We start from the raw sequence: 17,528 nt of genomic DNA, 5'->3' as shown, positions 1-17,528 counted from the left end.
TCATGTGTATTTACTATTGATTGGGTTGCTTAACAATTAAAGGGTTTGCAGATAATATATCATTCCCAATTTGCGAATAATAGTTACCAAACTGGAAACTATTTGCACCCGTAACAGGCGATGGCAATACAATTTTAAACAACCATTTATTGTTATTGGGATTACCCGGGTTGTAATATTTGTAAGGCCATAAACCGTATGGCTGTGTATTGCGTTTTGTAGCCTTGCCAATGTTGCTAAGTAGGTCGGTAACGGTCATTTTGTTACCATCCCAAACAACGTGAGCTAATCTCCAGCGTTTCATATCAAATAAGGTATGGCCTTCAAATACAAGCTCAACTCGGCGTTCGTGTACAATACGGTCAAATGTAAGGTCGCCGGTTGTTAGCGGTGTGGTTAAACCTGCACGTGAACGTACCTGGTTAACATAGCCTACTGCAACTCCGGTTTGCCCAAGTTCAAAAGCTGCTTCAGCAGCGTTAAGCAATACCTCGGCATACCTGTAACGTATAAACGCCACATCACTACCCCTGCCCCTACGGCCCGAGCCCACGGTTGGATCAAGATACTTACGGATGTAGAAACCGGTTTGGGTCCTAAACTCCTGGCCGTTTATCACGCCATCTTTACCGGTAACCTGCACTGGCGCTGTTGTACCCGGAAGCGGCTTTAAACTACCTGCATCGTTGCTGGTTAGTATGCTTCCGTCTGCCAGTTGGTAACCGGCCCAAACATCGGTACGTTTACCTTTGAACAAGCCATTTGGTAGTAAAACCGTACCGGCAAGCCGTGCATCGCGGCCAGCAAATACATCAAGCTGGTTGGTGTAATAAATTGGGGCGCCGGCACCATCTGCAACCGGTAGTGGCGCATAAGTGTTATCCAATTTCTCAAATGACTCTACCAAATTTAACGATGGATTTAAGCGGCCTGCATCCAACCCTTCGTCAGATATTGAAAATGGTTGGTTGTTGGTAGTGTAACCGTGCGTTTTGCCACCGTTGGCTTTAAAATCCTCTACAAATATAGCTTCCTGGTTAACAGAAGTTTTATCAAGGAACACTGCGGCAAAATTATCGCTAAGATCTGGCAGGGCTTTATATAACTGGTAGCTACCTGCTGTTTGCGTAATAATTGCCTGCGCGGCTGTTAAGGCTTTTGTGTAATAATCATTAGCCATGCTTGCCGGGATACCTACCTCGTTACCGGGTAATGATACCTGCGGGGTGGTAACACCATATTTGGCAATTGAACCTGCGTATAATGCAGCCCTTGCTTCCATAGCCAAAGCTGCTGCTTTGGTAGCCCTCGATTTTGTGTTTACATCTGCAGGCAGGTCATTTTTAATGGCCTCGGCTTCGGTTATCACAAAATCATAAATATCCGATTCTTTTGAACGGGGCTTTTGCAAAGGCGTTAAGTTACCCGAGTAATCGTACTCTAAAGGCTCGGTGATCAAAGGCACACCGCCCATTCTTTTTACGATCTCGAAATAATACTGCGCCCTTAAAAACCTTGCCTCAGCAATAAAACGGGCTTTGTCAGCATCGGCAAGTTTAGTTGCTGCAGTGGCACGTTGTATGAACAAGTTTAGATCGCGGATGTAGCCGTAATCCCAAGTGTTCCACTCGCCGAAACCCCAGCCTGTTCTTTGTACAAAGAAATAGCTGCCATTCTCTGAAGGGAAGGCTTCGCTAAAATCTGTGAAAGACGACCAGCCGTTGTCAAGTCCCGAAAAATCAAGCACCCTGTTATAAAGATCGCCCAATACGGAGAGCACCAGGGCGGGGTCAGAAAATACCAGTTCGGTAGGTAATACCTGTTTAGGTGGTATATCTAAAAATTCGCTGTCTTTCTTGCATGACTCTCCTACAAGGAGGCCGGCAACTATCATTATTAAAAATTTCTTTTTCATGGAGTTTAAACTTAAGGGTCAATTAAAATGATAAATTAACACCTACGTTAATAACTTTACTCTGAGGCACCTGCAAACCGTTATCATCAGTAGTTTCAGGATCTACAGCGTATTGTTTAAGGTTATCAAACGAGAACAGGTTATAACCGTTCACGTAAAATCTGGCCTTCTTGATCTTAGCTCTTGCTAACAAACCAGCCGGCAAAGTGTAACCAATTTCGATAGTACGTGCACGTAAATATTTAACGCTGTGCAACCAAAAAGTTGAATTTCGTTGTCCATCCCCGTTATATCCGTCGTTGTTCCTATCCGCTGCATAGCTTGCGCCACCAAAACCAGGGTTAACCCTGTTTGCGGGATATTTACCAGGCACCCAGGCGCTGTTTACGTCGTATGGATCGGCACGGTGCCATCTATCAGCAAATATGGTATTGAAGTTACCGTTGTTTTGGAATGCCCAGCGGGTTTCGTAATTCTGGAACCAGGTATAACCTGCACCACCAGAGAAATCAGCATGTACATCAAACCCTTTGTAGGCAGCACCTAAAGAGAAACCAAAGTTGATGTTTGGCTGCGTACCGTAACCAAAGCCAATGGGGCGTTCATCATAGATATCTATCTTACCATCGCCGTTTTGATCTTTATAGATCAGATCTCCAGGCAACAGGCTTCTGTTACCTTGCTGATCTATGTTAACCTTGTAATTATTAATCTCTTCAATTGATTTGAACTGACCAGTAACCTCGTAACCCCAGTCGATATGCGAGTAGCGGTTCTCGGTAGAGTTACGGTATTGGTCCCAAGAGTTAAAAAACAGCGGGTTGTAGCTTTGTACATTTTTTTGCCTGCTGTAAGAGAAGTTACCGCTAATGTTATAGCGCACATCACCTACACTTGAGTTATAGGACAGGGCGATATCCACACCGGCTTGCGAATCGCTGCTTGCATTTTCCTGCGGCAGTGAATAACCAACCTCAGCCGGGATGATCACGTCATTTCTGTTCCCAAGCAAACCTGTACGTTTACGGTAAAAATATTCTGCCGAACCCGATAGTTTACTGTTGAATAAAGTGAAATCTAAACCAACGTTGGTAATCTTGCTTTTCAGCCAAGATACACGTGTGATTGGGATACCTTTATCGCGAGATACAATAATGGAATTACCATCTAATATGGCAGTACCCTGGTTGTAGTTGTAGCCAGTTAAATAGGCGTATGGCGCAACTATAGTGCCGTTAGGATCGTTAGGGTTCCTGGCATCTCCAAGGATACCGTATGAGCCTCTAATTTTCAGGTCGTTGATAAAGCTATTTTCGCCAAGTAGTTTCTTCATGAATCCTTCTTCGGTTATCCGCCAGCCGGCAGATACACCTGGGAAGTAACCTACTCGTTTGTCGGGAGCAAAAAGATATGATGCATCGCGCCTACCAGAAAATTGAACGTAGTATTTGTTGTTGTAGTTGTAATCTATCTGGGCAACGTAACCTAACCTCGATTCTTTATCGTCCCTATCCTGGTATTGATCGGCAGTTGGGAAATAAATTAAAGGCAGGTTGTTTGATATTGGCGAAGCGTGGATCCAGTTACGCAGGTGCTGCAACTCTATACGCTCGGCAACCACAGTACCTGCAATGGTATGCTTGCCAAAAGTATTATTGTAGTTTAACTGCAACTGCGTTGTGGTGTTAAACTCCTTTATTTGCTCGCGCTCGCGCCATGGATTGGTACTACCACCAGTTATGTCGTAAGTATCGGTAGCCGGGCGGTAGGTATAAGCATTGTAGGTATACTCCTGGTTGTTAAGCAAATAATCCTCAACATAGTAAGAGTATAGTCCTTTTAGCGTTAAACCTTTAACACCCGGAATATCATACTCGGCACCAAAGTTGGCTTGTAACACACGCCTGTCGCTATGGTAAACACCCGATAGCTTTTTATTAAGAAAAGCATAGTTTGTTTCGGTGTGGCCAATATCATTCAGATAATCGGGGTTATCATTAGCATAAGGGCGCTCTAAAGGCGTGTTCCTTAACACTGCAAGTTTAGCCAGGCCATAATCATCCTGGCCCGGTACACCCGGGTTTTCAACGGTCTCTATACGGCCGTTGATGTTTAAATTTGCCCTTAAACCGTTTGCAAGTTTTACCCCGATATTCGATTGTATGTTTGAGCGTTTGTACTCATACTCTTTACCTAATTGCGAGTTTTGGTAAAGGTTTGTTGCAGATACATAATAGTTAACCCTATCGCTCGCGCCCGAGAAGTTTGCGTTAACAGAGTTAAGCGGCGCGTTATTGTTAGCTTTTAAGATGTAATCGCGCCAGTTAAAGCTTTTGTAACCCGGTTCGGTGCCTGCTTTGTATTTGTCAAGTTCTGCAGTGGTAATAGATGTAGAACCATTACTGTTTACCTGTGCATCAGCAAGGTAACGCATGTAGTCGTAAGCAGTGGTAGCAACGTTAGGGAATCTGTAGAAGTTTTGGTATCCGGTGTAGGCATCAACGTTGATACGTGTTTCGCCCGATCCTTTTTTAGTGGTTACCACCACAACACCATTTGCCGCCTGCACACCGTATATAGCTGCCGAAGCATCCTTTAATACGGTTACGCTTGCAATGTCATTCGATGCCAGGTTATTAAACGCGTTAACATTTTGCTGCACACCATCAATAACATAAAGGGGGCTACCCATGTTACGGATCTGGATGTTAGCTGTAGCACCCGGGCGGCCTTCGGACTGCCTGAAAGTTACACCCGCAATTTTACCGGCAAGTGCTGTACTTACTGTCGAACCTGCGTGTACCCGCTCAATGTCCTTACTGGTAGTGCTGGCAATGGAACCGGTAATAGATTCTCTGCGTTGCGATGTAAAACCTGTAACAACCACCTCTTGCAAAGCGGAGCGGTTACCTTTAAGCCTGATGTTTAAGTTGGTTTGGCCGTTCAGCCGAACCTCTTGCATGGTAAACCCTATATAGCTAAATACCAACACGGCGTTGGCATCGGGCGCGTTTAAGGTAAATTTACCGTTAGCATCGGTCGCGACACCTATTTGCGTACCGCGAACCCTCACGGCTACACCAATAAGCGCTGTATTTGTGGTATCTGATACAGTACCGCTCACTTTTACCGTTTGGGCAAAAGCTGCGTCTGCAGAAAGCATACACATAATAACAGCACAAATAACAAATAATAATTTGGGATAGTGCAGGCCGTACAACCAATGTGAACGGACATACCCCTCCTGTCTGGGCAGTAGAGATTTTCTCATAAGATTTATTTACTGTGGTTAAAATTGGTTTTTTAAAAGCACCAGAATGTGCCCTTAAAATTTAAATGTAAAGTAAACAGTTTTAAATCCCGGTGATTATCCAAATCATATCAAAAATTAGTCGAAAAGTATCATTGTTAATTTTAAGGAAAACCCCTGCCCTTAATAAGTATATTTGTTTGAAGCCCAATTATTTTGAAACCGATCTATCTTTTCTTTTTTTTATTAGTACTGCCTACTTTTTGCAGCGCCCAAACCTATTATTTTAAGCATTACCAGGTTGAGCAGGGCTTATCAAACAATACGGTTTATACTTGTTTACAGGATAAAAAGGGCTTTTTATGGCTCGGTACAAAAGACGGCCTCAACCGCTTTGACGGCTATACTTTTAAGGTTTTCAGGCACAACCCGCGCGACAAACGCACCTTGGCAAATAACATGGTGCATGCCCTAAGCCGTGATAAAGATGGCAGCATGTGGGTAGGCACAGATCAGGGGGTGGAGCACTACAACCCAAATACCGAAACCTTTACAAATTTAAATGTTGCGGGCCAGGAGGGTGTGCGCTGCATTATGCAAGACAGTTATAACAACTGCTGGTTTATAGCCGGGCCTGCCCTGATGAAGTATGATAAGAAAACAAAAAAAATAACCAATTATAAAGCTTATCAAAATTTCGAGGCTACATCTATCGCCTTTAATAATGGCACCCTTTGGGTGTCTACTACAAAAGGCACCATTGAGAAGTTAAACCCGGCAAGCCGAACTTTTACCAGTTATAGTTTGTTTGATAAGTCGCCACGGGTGGCATCAAATTATATTGAAAAGATTTTTTACGCCGGCAAGGATAAGATTTTCATTGGCACCACCAACCAGGGGTTTAAAGAGTTTGATTGCGTTGCCGGTAGCTATATCGACAGGTTAACCTACAATGCCGATAAAACCGAAGTCTACGTTCGGGATTTTAACAAATACAGCGACGATGAGTATTGGATAGCTACCGAGTCGGGCTTGTTTATCTATAATACTACCAAGGGCACTTTTACCAATATCAAAAAGCGTTATAACGACCCCTACTCGCTATCGGACAATGCCTTATATGTACTGTATAAAGATATTGAGGGTGGCGTATGGGCCGGCACTTACTTTGGCGGCATCAATTATTACCCCAAACAGCATTCATTATTCCGTAAATATTATCCCGGCGAAAAAAACACGCTACAGGGTAACGTAGTACGCGAGATCAGCAAAGACCAATACGGTAACTTTTGGCTGGGCACGGAGGATAACGGCCTCAACAAACTCTCGGCAGATAAAAACACTTGGACACATTATTACCCCGGCGCATCAAATGGCATATCCAACTCGAACATCCACGGGCTATTGGCCAATGGCAACTATTTATACATAGGCACATTTGAGCGCGGCCTTAATATCTTCAACATTAAAACAGGTAAGGTTGAAAAAGTGTTTATAGCCGGTGCCGGCAACAATGCTTTGAAAAGCAATTTCATTGTTACGTTTTTAAAAACCAGGGCGGGCGTTATACTGGTTGCAACAACCCGCGGCCTGTATCGCTACAACCTTGATAAAAAAGATTTTACGCTGATAGATAAGATACCGCCGGTTGATTTTGTCTACTCTATGATAGAAGATCATAACGGTAAAATTTGGCTGGGCACGGTTAGGGATGGTATTTACGTGTACGACATTAATAAAAACACAGGAACCAAACTCGCTTATGATTACCCGGCTAAAGGCGCTTTGAATACCTCTGCTGTAAACGGCGTGTTCGAGGATAGCAACAATAACATCTGGTTCGCTACCGAAGGCCTTGGCCTTTGGTTTTACGATACAGACCACCGCACCTTTAAATACTACGATAACGAAAATGGCCTGCCCAGCAACTACACCTTTAAAATATTGGAGGATAACAATAAGAATATCTGGGTGAGCACATCACGCGGTTTGATCTCGCTAAACCTTGGCACCAACGATATTAATATCTACACCAAAGCAAACGGGCTTTTAAGCGATCAGTTCAATTATAACTCGGCGTTTAAAGATACTGACGGCACCATGTACTTCGGCTGTGTGCGGGGCATGGTAAGTTTTAACCCTGCGCTGTTCACCAAAAACGCTTTTGTGGCGCCGGTATACATTACGGGTTTCCAGGTGCATAATAAAGAGATCACGGTAAATGGGCAAGATTCATTACTAAAGCACTCTATTATTTGCACCAAAAAAATAAAACTCAACTACAACCAATCTTCCTTTAGTATCGATTTTGCATCCCTGAGTTTCCCCTCGCCAGAGATGACGCAATATAAATACATAATGAAAGGCCTGGACCATACCTGGACAACCATTAAAGCTAATCGTAAGGTTTATTTCACACAGTTATCTACCGGCCATTACACTTTTACGGTTAAAGCGGCTAATAACGACGGTAACTGGACAAATAAAGAAACCACCATTGAGATAGATATAGCCCCGCCATTTTGGAAAAGCGCGTGGGCATATATGATCTACTCCTTACTCATCCTCGCTACCATATATTACCTTTTAAGGAGTTACCACAGAAACATCAGGCAGAAGAACCAGCGCCTGATACAACAACTGGAAAGTGATAAAGAAAAAGAGCTTTACAATGCCAAAATAGAGTTTTTCACAAATGTTGCCCATGAGATCCGTACGCCGTTAACGCTCATCAAGGCCCCAATGGAAAAGGTGATGAAGCGCGCTGCCGAGGTGCCCGAGATACATGGCAACTTACAAATTATGGAACGCAATACCGATAGGTTACTCGACCTTACCAATCAACTGCTCGATTTCAGAAAAACCGAGACAAACGGCTTTAGCCTTAACTTTGTAAAGACAAACATCAGCGAATTACTTAAGGATGCCTTCCTGCAATTTAAAACCATAGCCGAGCAAAAAAACTTTAGCTATACGTTTAATCACCCGGATAAAGTACTGTATGCCTTTGTAGATATCGAGGCCTTTACCAAAATTATCAGTAACCTTATTAATAATGCCATCAAATATGCCTCATCAGAAGTAAATATCACCCTGTTTGAACCTGCCGAGGGCGACACCTCATTTACTATTGTGGTAAAAAACGATGGCTACCTCGTCCCTATGGAGCTGCGCGAACGCATCTTTGAGCCGTTCTTCAGGATGAAGGAATCTGAAAAGCAAACGGGCACCGGCATTGGGCTATCACTTTCGCGCTCGTTGAGCGAATTGCATAAAGGTTTTCTTTTTTTAAGTGACCCGTTAGATAATTTTAATATCTTCACTCTTACATTACCAATTCACCAGGACAAAGAGTTCGATCTTCATAATACATCTGACGATTATGAATACGCCGGCGTTATAAACCGAAAAGAAAATTTTGATAGCATGAAACCAATTATACTTTTGGTAGATGATAATCCGGAGATACTGGATTTTATAGAAAATGAACTGACGGAAAAGTACGCCGTAATTAAGGCTATGAATGGCCAGGAAGCGCTGGACCGTGTGGAGGAAGAGAATATCCAACTTGTTATTTGTGATGTAATGATGCCGGTTATTGACGGCTTTGAGTTTTGTAAACGCATTAAAACCAATTTTGAGCACAGCCATATTCCTGTTATCATATTAACTGCCCGCAATACCCTCCAAAGCAAAATTGAAGGTTTAGAAGTGGGTGCCGATGCTTACATCGAAAAACCATTTTCTCCGGAACACTTACAAGTGCAAATTGCCAACCTGCTTATTAACCGCAATAAAATAAAAGATTATTTCGCGAGTTCGCCGTTGGCGAATATCAAAACAATGGCTTATTCAAAACCCGATGAAAGCTTTTTGGATAAACTAAATACCGTTATATACAAAAACATGCAGGATGCGGGTCTTGATGTTGAGCACATTGCCAATCTCATGAATATGAGCAAGCCAACCCTCTACCGCAAGGTGAAAGCCATATCAAATCTTACCATTAACGAGTTGATCAATATTACCCGTTTAAAGGCCGCAGCAAAGTTATTAGAGAACGGCGATTATAAGATTTACGAAGTTGCAAACATGGTTGGCTATAGCTCGCAATCGCACCTGGGCCGCAACTTCCTTAAACAGTTTGGCACCACCCCTACAGAGTATCAGCAAAGCAAACGTGCAAAAGCGAAGTCGGTTTAGTTATTTGTGTGTTTTTAATTTGGCAAGGCCAAACCGTCCAATTTGTTGCCCTTCGGTAATGCCGTTATTAATAGATGGCATATAATGTATTCCCCCGTAAAAACGGCTAATGGATGCTTCCTCTGCAGCAGCTTTAAAAGATTTAAAACTACGCGCAGGCAGGTCAAAAGCCGTCTCAGTAGAATCTGTAAAGGCAAAATCATCCCCAAACATCTTACTTAGCACCACTGCCGATGCATTTGAAACCACGCTATGCCCGCTGGTATATTCAGGAAAGGGCGGCGTTTGCAGCAGCGGCATCCAGCTTTGATCTATATGCGCGTTGATGTAGGTTTCGGGCCTTATCACCTTACTTTTATATTTCTCATCCCAGCAATTGATGAAACTATCGGCAATTACCACAGCAAGGCAGGCATAGGTTTCGGCGGTGCGTATGTAGTCGGCTTTGGCTTTACGGCAGGCGTAACCCGCAATAACCATCCAGTGCCCACCCGGCGAGATCTTTTTGATGGCAAACATGGTATGGCCGTTGTTGTTCACTTTAAATGGATTGTCGTCCCAGTACGTAGCTATAGCGCTTTGTTCTTCAGATAAATGAAGACCCGTATCCTTAACATCCTGCGCCAGTTTATAAAAATAGCTATCCGGCTTCGACGAAAAATCTACCGCCTTGGCAGGTTTAAACTGCTGCGCCGAATCTAACAGGAACGGCCTGATATCATTCCAGTGTGGCTCCACTCCTTTCATGTAGGCGGGGGGGGTTGGCTGCCAGGTGGCGTCGTCGGTTTGCACGTCGTATTTAGCTAAGGAACGGGTTTGTTTGTAGTTATCTTTCCCCGCCCATTTCAAAATGCCGTCGGCTATGAGCTTGCCGTATTCTATAGAGTTTTGATAAACCTCATCGGGCATGCCGGTATCTTTAAATTCTTGCATCATGCCGTCGTGGAAGCTTTCTATCCGCCCTTCGGACATTACGAGTATTTTTCCCACCAACAGTACCGCATGCGACGCCGCGAGCGAGTAGCAGAATTGCTTGCCTGGCGTTGGTTGTGGTAGCGGCCCAAGGCCGTTAAGTTGGCCGGATAAAGTAAGATACTTTTTATCGCCCTGTCGCGCGGCCTCATAGCCCGCAACAGAAATATACGCGTAAATACGGCTGGCAACAGGCGGAGAGTAAATATCACGAAGCATTACATCGGTAACCTGTTTAACCGAGCGATGGATAAAATTCGGGTTCTCCGCCAGCTTCTTCCAATCGTTCTTCGGCCCGCAAGATGCCAGTACCAATATCGCCCAAAAAGCAATGTAAACTTTCTTCATAAATAAATATTAAGCGGCTTATGGCAATGTTTTGCCCCAACAAATCTATATGTAAATATAAGTTCTGGAAATACCATTATTACCCACGATACATTTAGACTAAATTTTGAGATTATTTGACGAATTGCCTATTTTTAAATGCATTTTCTTTACTGGCAATTAACCGAATATTTAATGAGCGTGTTGCTCTGACCAAAGCTTAAACCACACGTCGATTTTTATCTACACATATTTATTTATTACTCTTTTTCACTAATTATAAAATGTATAACCGCATACAAATACAGCGTGCCGCTTTCCTTACCGGCATGCTATTTCTATTAACCGCCTGCTCAAAAAAAGGGAACGACAACACTCTGTTTAAACTTTTAGATCCATCAGAAACCAACATCAACTTTAAAAATACCATTACCGAAAGCGATAGTATAAACATACTTAACCACCCTTATTTGTACAACGGCGCCGGTGTAGGCATCGGCGATTTTAACCATGATGGCTTACCCGATGTTTACTTTGCAGGGAACATGGTGCCTGGTAAATTATTCCTCAACAAAGGCGACCTAAAATTTGAAGATATAACTGCTAACGCGGGTGTAAATGGCGGCGGCAGATGGTGTGCAGGTGTATCGGTGATTGATATTAATAATGATGGCTGGTTGGATATTTACATATCTACATCCTTTAAAAAGGACCCTTCGCAACGTAAAAACCTGCTTTATATCAATCAGGGCGCTAACAAAGCCGGCGTACCAACCTTTAAGGAATCTGCTGAGGCTTATGGGCTGCAGGATACAGGCTTTACCACCCAGGCTATATTTTTTGATTATGACCACGACGGATATCTGGATGTGTACCTTCTTAACAACGTGCTTGGCAAAAGTACACCGGTTGCTTACCGTCCCAAAATAACAAACGGCAACGCCGAAAACAACGACCGCCTGTACCACAACAATGGCAACAACACCTTTACCGATGTTACTAAACAGGCGGGTATAGTATTTGAAGGCTTTGGCAACTCGGTAGCGGTTAATGATATCAACAACGATGGATGGCCGGATATTTACGTAGGCAACGATTTTATCTCTAACGATGTACTTTACATCAACAACAAAAACGGCACGTTCACCAACCGCTCGTCCGAGTATTTTAAGCACACGGGCTGGTCAGTCATGGGGTCAGATCTGGTGGACCTGAACAACGATGGCCTGTCAGACCTGGTGTCGCTGGAGATGCTTCCCGAGAAGAACCTGCGCAAAAAAACCATGCTAATGGGTGATAATTACATCACCTACATCAATAATAATAAATTTAAGTACGATCATCAGTACATCCGCAATGTGCTGCAATTAAACCAGGGGCAAATAGGCAATGGCCCCCCGCTATTTAGTGAGGTAGCCTACATGGCTGGTATTTACCAAACCGATTGGAGTTGGACACCCCTCGTGGCCGATTATGATAACGACGGTTTTAGGGATATGGTGATCACCAACGGCTACCCGCGCGATGTAACCGATCTTGACCACGCCCTTTATACCAACGGGCAAGGGCGCACTGTAAAAGAGAACACCACGCTTGCAGCTGCGGATTCTTTCCCGGTAGTAAAAACGGCCAGCTATGCATTCAGGAACAGGGGTGGCTACCAGTTTAGCGACCAATCTAAAGACTGGGGTATTATTAAACCCACCTTCTCTACCGGCGGGGTTTATGTCGACCTGGATAACGACGGAGACATGGACCTGGTGATCAACAATATTGATGACGATGCCTTTGTTTACGAAAACACGTTGAACACCAAAACCAGGGTTAATCCCACCCAACATTACCTTAAAATAAAGCTGGTGGGCAATGCCAAAAATACCGGCGGTATTGGCGCAACCATCCGCATTTATTACGGCGGCAAACAACAGTTTTACGACCAACAGCCTTGCCGCGGTTATATGAGCACCGTTGATGCCATGGCGCATTTCGGTTTAGGCACAGCATCAAACGTTGATTCGCTGCGAATTCGCTGGGCAGATGGCAAAACACAATTGCTGAGTAATGTTAAGGCTAACCAGGCCATTACATTATATTATAAGAGCAGCGCGGGCAATGTGCAGCCCGGCATCCCTAAAAATATAACGCCGGTGTTTACGGCGGTTGGCAATCAAACAGGGATCAAATATTTGCATAAAGAGAAAGACGCCATAGATTACAACATTCAACCTACACTGCCCCACAAACTAAGCCAATATGGGCCATGTATTGCAGTTGGCGATATTGATAATAATGGCTTTGATGATTTTTATGTTGGCGGACCTGCAGGCAATAAAGGCGTATTTTATATGCAGAATAAAATCGGGGGCTTTACCATGGATAACACCCGATTTGTACATGAGGATTTTAAGGACGAAGAGGACATGGGCGCCATTTTATTTGACGCCAACGGCGACGGCTGGCCCGACCTATATGTAGTTAGCGGCAGCTATGAGTTCGCCAAAAACAGCACCGCCACGCAGGACAGGCTTTACATCAACAATAAAAAAGGATTTTTTGAGCGGGATTACGCGGCTGTGCCTGTTGAATACGACAATGGATCATGCGTGCGCGCCGCGGATTATGATGGCGACGGTGACCTTGATCTTTTTGTGGGCGGGCGCTCAATTTCGGGCATGTACCCGTCATCGCCTGTAAGCCACATTCTTCGTAATGATGGTGGCAAGTTTACCGATGTTACCGAAAGCCTATGCCCCGGTCTGGTACACGGCGGTATGATAACCGATGCCCTTTGGAGCGATTTTGACAACGACGGGAAACCCGATCTTGTTGTAGTGGGCGAATGGATGCCTGTTACCTTTTATAAAAACAACGGCAGCAGCTTTACCAGCATAAACAAAACTACAGGGATTGATAGCCACGTTGGCTGGTGGAACAGCATCATCGCCGGCGATTTTAACAACGATGGCAAAATAGATTACGTTGCAGGCAACCTTGGCCAAAACTCAAACTACAAAGCATCCGCTACGCAGCCGATGACCATTTTTGGCAAGGATATGGATGGTAACGGATCGTTCGACGCTATGATATTTTGCTACATGAAAGCGGAGGATGGCTCGCAAAAAGCCTTCCCGATGCACACCCGTGATGACCTGATAAGCCAGGTGATAGGCATCCGGAAAAAGTATCCGTCTTACAATGGGTTTGGCTTGGCCACCATGCAGGATATTTGGAGCGATAAAGACAGGAAAGGCGCAGTGCAGTTAACAGCTACGGATATGACCACCAGCTACATTCAAAATAACGGCGGCGGTAAGTTCAGTATTGCGGCTATGCCCCTATCGGCACAAATGGCGCCAGTTTATGGCATGGTTACCGAGGATATTGACCACGACGGCAACCTGGACCTGCTGCTGGCTGGCAACGATTTTGGTATGGAGCCATTCACCGGCAGGCATGATGCCTTCATGGGTTTATACTTAAAAGGCAATGGTAAAGGAGGTTTTAAAGAGATGAGCATGCAGCAAAGCGGCATTTGCATCAGCGGCGATGCCAAAGCTTTTGCCCTGCTAAAAGCAGGTAACAAACAGCTTTTTGTAGCCAGTCAAAACCAGGACAGTCTGAAAGTTTATGCAACAACAGTTACTAAACCGCTTAAATGGATAAGCCTGAAGCCGAATGATTTTTATGCGGAGCTCACTTATAAAAATGCGACAAAAAAACGGGTTGAGTTTTATTATGGTTCGGGTTACCTGTCGCAATCTTCGCGGTCATTCCAGGTAGCCCCCAACGTTGCTAAAATAGTTATCGCCAACTATAAAGGGATTAAAAGAGAAATAACGATGTAATAAGTAGTTAATAGCTTCTGTTATTGCCCACTTATATCTTTAATGCTGAAACTTGCAAACCGGGCTCCCTCGGTCGCGCTGCCCTTAAAGTGCAGCCCGGCCCTTGGGCTGCGGTCCCACTGTGGTAATTGGTCGGCTTTTATCGGAGTGTCTGTTTTTAACATCTGCCAATTGGCCTTGCCTGTTCTGTAGAAGAATTGGCAGGTTTTATCGGGCATTAACTCCAGTTTTAGTTGCACAGGTAGCTTTGTTTTTAAAGTGGCGTTCGCTAAAACGGCAAACTCATCGTCCCTAACCTGCCACACCACAATCTGGTTATTTTGTGTGCCGATGCCCAGGGCCATATTAGCATCACCATAAAAACTTAACCCTTTAAGCGCCGCGTTATAGTTAAGCACGGTAACATTCATTACAAAATGCCCCGAAACAGGTTTTGTAGTCAACACAATGCCCGTATTATTAGAACCTTTTATACTCCCGGATAACGACAACACACCTTTTTGTTGCTTAACCCACGGAGTGGAATGGCGGAAATCCCATTGCCAATAAGGCGCAATTTTGGTGGAGGTAAAGTTATCTGCAATACCCCGCGCCGGTACCCCTATAACCTCTTGTGTTTTAAAAGCAGGCCATCCACTATTTGCAGGCCACACCAATTCTGATATCAGGCCTTGCCTGCCCGTAAAAGTTGTGCTTTCGCGATTGTAGGCATGGTGCAAATACATTTCGGCGCCATTGGGCCCCTTTACAAATGTACCATGCCCCATGCATTTCCATTTTTCATTTTCAGATAAGATGGGATTGGCAGAATATACCTCATATGGCCCTGCAAAACGCGTTGCCCGGGCAACGCGCACATTGTAGCCACACTGCTCGCCACAGCAATTACCTGCCGAATAAAAAATGTAATAATAGCCATCCCTTTTCAGGATGCTTTGTCCCTCCATACCAATACGAGGTTTATCTTTGAGCAAGGAAAAAGTTTCGCCTTCCAGTTTAAGGCCATCGGCAGAAAGTTTGCTGCCCAATACTTCTATAGGCCGGTTATCAAGTCCATAAGCTTTAAAGGTGATGTATAGTTGCCCGTTATCATTAAAAACAAAAGCATCTATAGCTTCTTTACCAAACGTAATAAGCAAACGATGATCTGTAAACCCCTTATCGGGATATTTTGAAGTTGCTACGCCGATGTAAGAAGTATTATCGCTTTTGCGGCGTGCGGTATAATAAATGTAGTAAGTATCATTTATCTTATAATACTCGGGTGCCCAAAAAGAGCCTGACGCCCATGCCGGGGTTTTATCAAAAACATACCCGGCCTGCTTCCAATTCTTCAGATCGGTTGACTTGTATATCGGGAAATGCGGTGCCCACTCTGACGAAGTACCCACTGCAAAATAGGTTTTACCAACACGAATGATGGACGGATCGGCAAAATCACCGGGGATAGCCGCACCATCATTACGTTGAGCCAGCAATTTAACGGGTGTTAATATGCTTGTTAAAAGGGTAAGGAAAGCAGCAATTGCTAATTTTTTCATATCAGTATCTTATATTCTGAGGCTTTAATAGTTCATTGTTGTCAGCCTCGAGGTTTATCTTAGATCTTTTCTATTAGCCCAGTTTTTTTCGCAACCATTTGCGCACCGGCTCATCATACCATTTCAAAGCTACGTACGCCAATAAAATCGTCCCTATCAAAATAGCTAAAGCATAAGGCCACGCCTGTACAATAGTTACGCCCTTATTATTACTTATCCATGCTACATAAAAGTAAACCAACGGATAATGCACCAGGTATAGCGGATAGGAAATATCGCCCAAAAACTTGCAGATCCGGCTCTCTATTTGCGTTTGGGCCCTACCGCTTGCGCCGAGGTAAACAATAAGCGGAAAAACGATAATGATGCAAACGGATTCGTATATCCCGTTCAGCCAAATATGCCCGGCACCGCCGATACGTGGCATATACAATACCGCCGCTATCAATACGCTGCACCAAAAAAATGCATGCCTGATACTGGTGGGTTTAAAAATACGCGAAAGCAACAGGCCGGCAAAGAACGGGTACATGGTACGGGTAAAACCTATGCGCACTTGTTCCACATTAAATGTCCACCCGCCGCTAACATCGCCATTAGTAATGGCCAGGTGAGCAAGTGCTACAGCTGCAATGCATACTAATATTGACAAAGTGGTTTTTGAAAACTTTCTGATCCAAACCGCATAAAGGATATTGGCAATATATTCAAAGAATAAAGACCACCCTACACTATTAAGAGGGTGCATTTCTTGCCAACCCCGAATATCCAGCGACAGCGATACAGGCAGTATTGTGTAGCTAACCAGTAAAACGAGCAACATTTTCCAAAGTGGTATGGCATGGATAAGCGGCCAAATCGTCGAATCTGTGAAATAAAAACCGATGGCGCCTAATGTCATGCCCAGTATCACGAGCGGTTGGAGCCGCTCTATACGGCGTTTAAAAAAATTACCAATCGTCATTTTAGGCCAACGGTCGTCATAAGCATAGCCGATAACAAAGCCTGATAACAGGAAAAAGAAATCTACAGCCAGGTAACCGTGGTTAACTATGATATCCATGTGGCCTGTACCCAACGGTTCGGTCAGGTGAAAGGTAACTACTATAATGGCCGCAACACCGCGCAAACCATCCAAAATAGGGTAATGCAGCTTAGTATTTAGCTTATTATTATCCATGTATAGATAGCGTTGTTCAGTTCTTAACAAATTGCTACAGTAAGTTTCCGATTTATATACGCGCAAGTGATTACTTTCAGTTGCACGCAAGAGGCAAACGAAGCAGGTATTGCCTGGCATATCAAGCCATTAAATTGGTTCATAGGTGGTATAATATTGATTTGTCTTAATTCAGATCATAAAAATATATAAAAGCGGTTTCATAATATCTGCGTATTGTATCAAAGTACACGCATATCGTATCATTTTAACACGCCTTACGCACATAATCAATCAGCCGTCCTCGTTTTAACCA

7 protein-coding genes are annotated in these 17,528 nt (G+C 44.0%); 2 read left to right on the top strand and 5 right to left on the bottom strand.

Annotation, left to right across the window (positions count from 1 at the left end; genetic code table 11):
- Nucleotides 1–13: 13 nt before the first annotated feature.
- Nucleotides 14–1,915: a RagB/SusD family nutrient uptake outer membrane protein gene (locus tag ABIB39_RS04135; RefSeq protein WP_354427558.1), complete on the bottom strand. Its 1,902-nt coding sequence runs from the start codon at nucleotides 1,913–1,915 to the stop codon at nucleotides 14–16.
- Between the two features lie 22 nt (nucleotides 1,916–1,937).
- The gene (locus ABIB39_RS04130) at nucleotides 1,938–5,186 is read right to left on the bottom strand and encodes a SusC/RagA family TonB-linked outer membrane protein (RefSeq protein WP_354427556.1); all 3,249 of its coding nucleotides are present in this window, start codon (nucleotides 5,184–5,186) and stop codon (nucleotides 1,938–1,940) included.
- A 195-nt stretch (nucleotides 5,187–5,381) separates the two neighbouring features.
- Between ABIB39_RS04130 and ABIB39_RS04125 the strand changes: the two genes are divergently transcribed.
- Nucleotides 5,382–9,368 carry a hybrid sensor histidine kinase/response regulator transcription factor gene (locus ABIB39_RS04125; protein ID WP_354427554.1) on the top strand — a complete coding sequence of 1,329 codons (3,987 nt, stop codon included), beginning with the start codon at nucleotides 5,382–5,384 and terminating at the stop codon, nucleotides 9,366–9,368.
- On the opposite strand, the gene ABIB39_RS04120 is transcribed toward ABIB39_RS04125, so the two are convergent.
- Entirely contained in the window at nucleotides 9,369–10,688 is a 1,320-nt protein-coding gene (locus ABIB39_RS04120) for a vanadium-dependent haloperoxidase (RefSeq protein WP_354427552.1), read from the bottom strand.
- 263 nt (nucleotides 10,689–10,951) lie between these two features.
- On the opposite strand from ABIB39_RS04120, the gene ABIB39_RS04115 reads away from it, so the two are divergent.
- Nucleotides 10,952–14,512, top strand: coding sequence for a VCBS repeat-containing protein (locus ABIB39_RS04115; RefSeq protein ID WP_354427550.1), 3,561 nt, complete (start codon nucleotides 10,952–10,954; stop codon nucleotides 14,510–14,512).
- A gap of 20 nt (nucleotides 14,513–14,532) precedes the next feature.
- Here the strand turns inward: ABIB39_RS04115 and ABIB39_RS04110 are convergent, their stop codons facing one another.
- Nucleotides 14,533–16,053, bottom strand: a complete 1,521-nt coding sequence (locus ABIB39_RS04110; protein WP_354427548.1) for a glycoside hydrolase family 43 protein — start codon at nucleotides 16,051–16,053, stop codon at nucleotides 14,533–14,535.
- A gap of 73 nt (nucleotides 16,054–16,126) precedes the next feature.
- Nucleotides 16,127–17,233 (bottom strand): acyltransferase family protein, encoded by a 1,107-nt coding sequence (locus ABIB39_RS04105; RefSeq protein ID WP_354427546.1) that lies wholly within the window; start codon nucleotides 17,231–17,233, stop codon nucleotides 16,127–16,129.
- Nucleotides 17,234–17,528: the final 295 nt, after the last annotated feature.

This window comes from Mucilaginibacter sp. UYP27 (assembly GCF_040547175.1).
GTDB lineage: Bacteria > Bacteroidota > Bacteroidia > Sphingobacteriales > Sphingobacteriaceae > Mucilaginibacter.
This window is presented reverse-complemented; position numbering and strand designations above follow the sequence as displayed.

Excerpts from the sequence above, each read along its gene's own strand:
- ABIB39_RS04130 (WP_354427556.1), bottom strand. The coding sequence starts at position 5,186 with ATGAGAAAATCTCTACTGCCCAGACAGGAGGGGTATGTCCGTTCACAT.
- ABIB39_RS04135 (WP_354427558.1), bottom strand. The coding sequence starts at position 1,915 with ATGAAAAAGAAATTTTTAATAATGATAGTTGCCGGCCTCCTTGTAGGA.
- ABIB39_RS04110 (WP_354427548.1), bottom strand. The coding sequence starts at position 16,053 with ATGAAAAAATTAGCAATTGCTGCTTTCCTTACCCTTTTAACAAGCATA.
- ABIB39_RS04120 (WP_354427552.1), bottom strand. The coding sequence starts at position 10,688 with ATGAAGAAAGTTTACATTGCTTTTTGGGCGATATTGGTACTGGCATCT.
- ABIB39_RS04115 (WP_354427550.1), top strand. The coding sequence starts at position 10,952 with ATGTATAACCGCATACAAATACAGCGTGCCGCTTTCCTTACCGGCATG.
- ABIB39_RS04105 (WP_354427546.1), bottom strand. The coding sequence starts at position 17,233 with ATGGATAATAATAAGCTAAATACTAAGCTGCATTACCCTATTTTGGAT.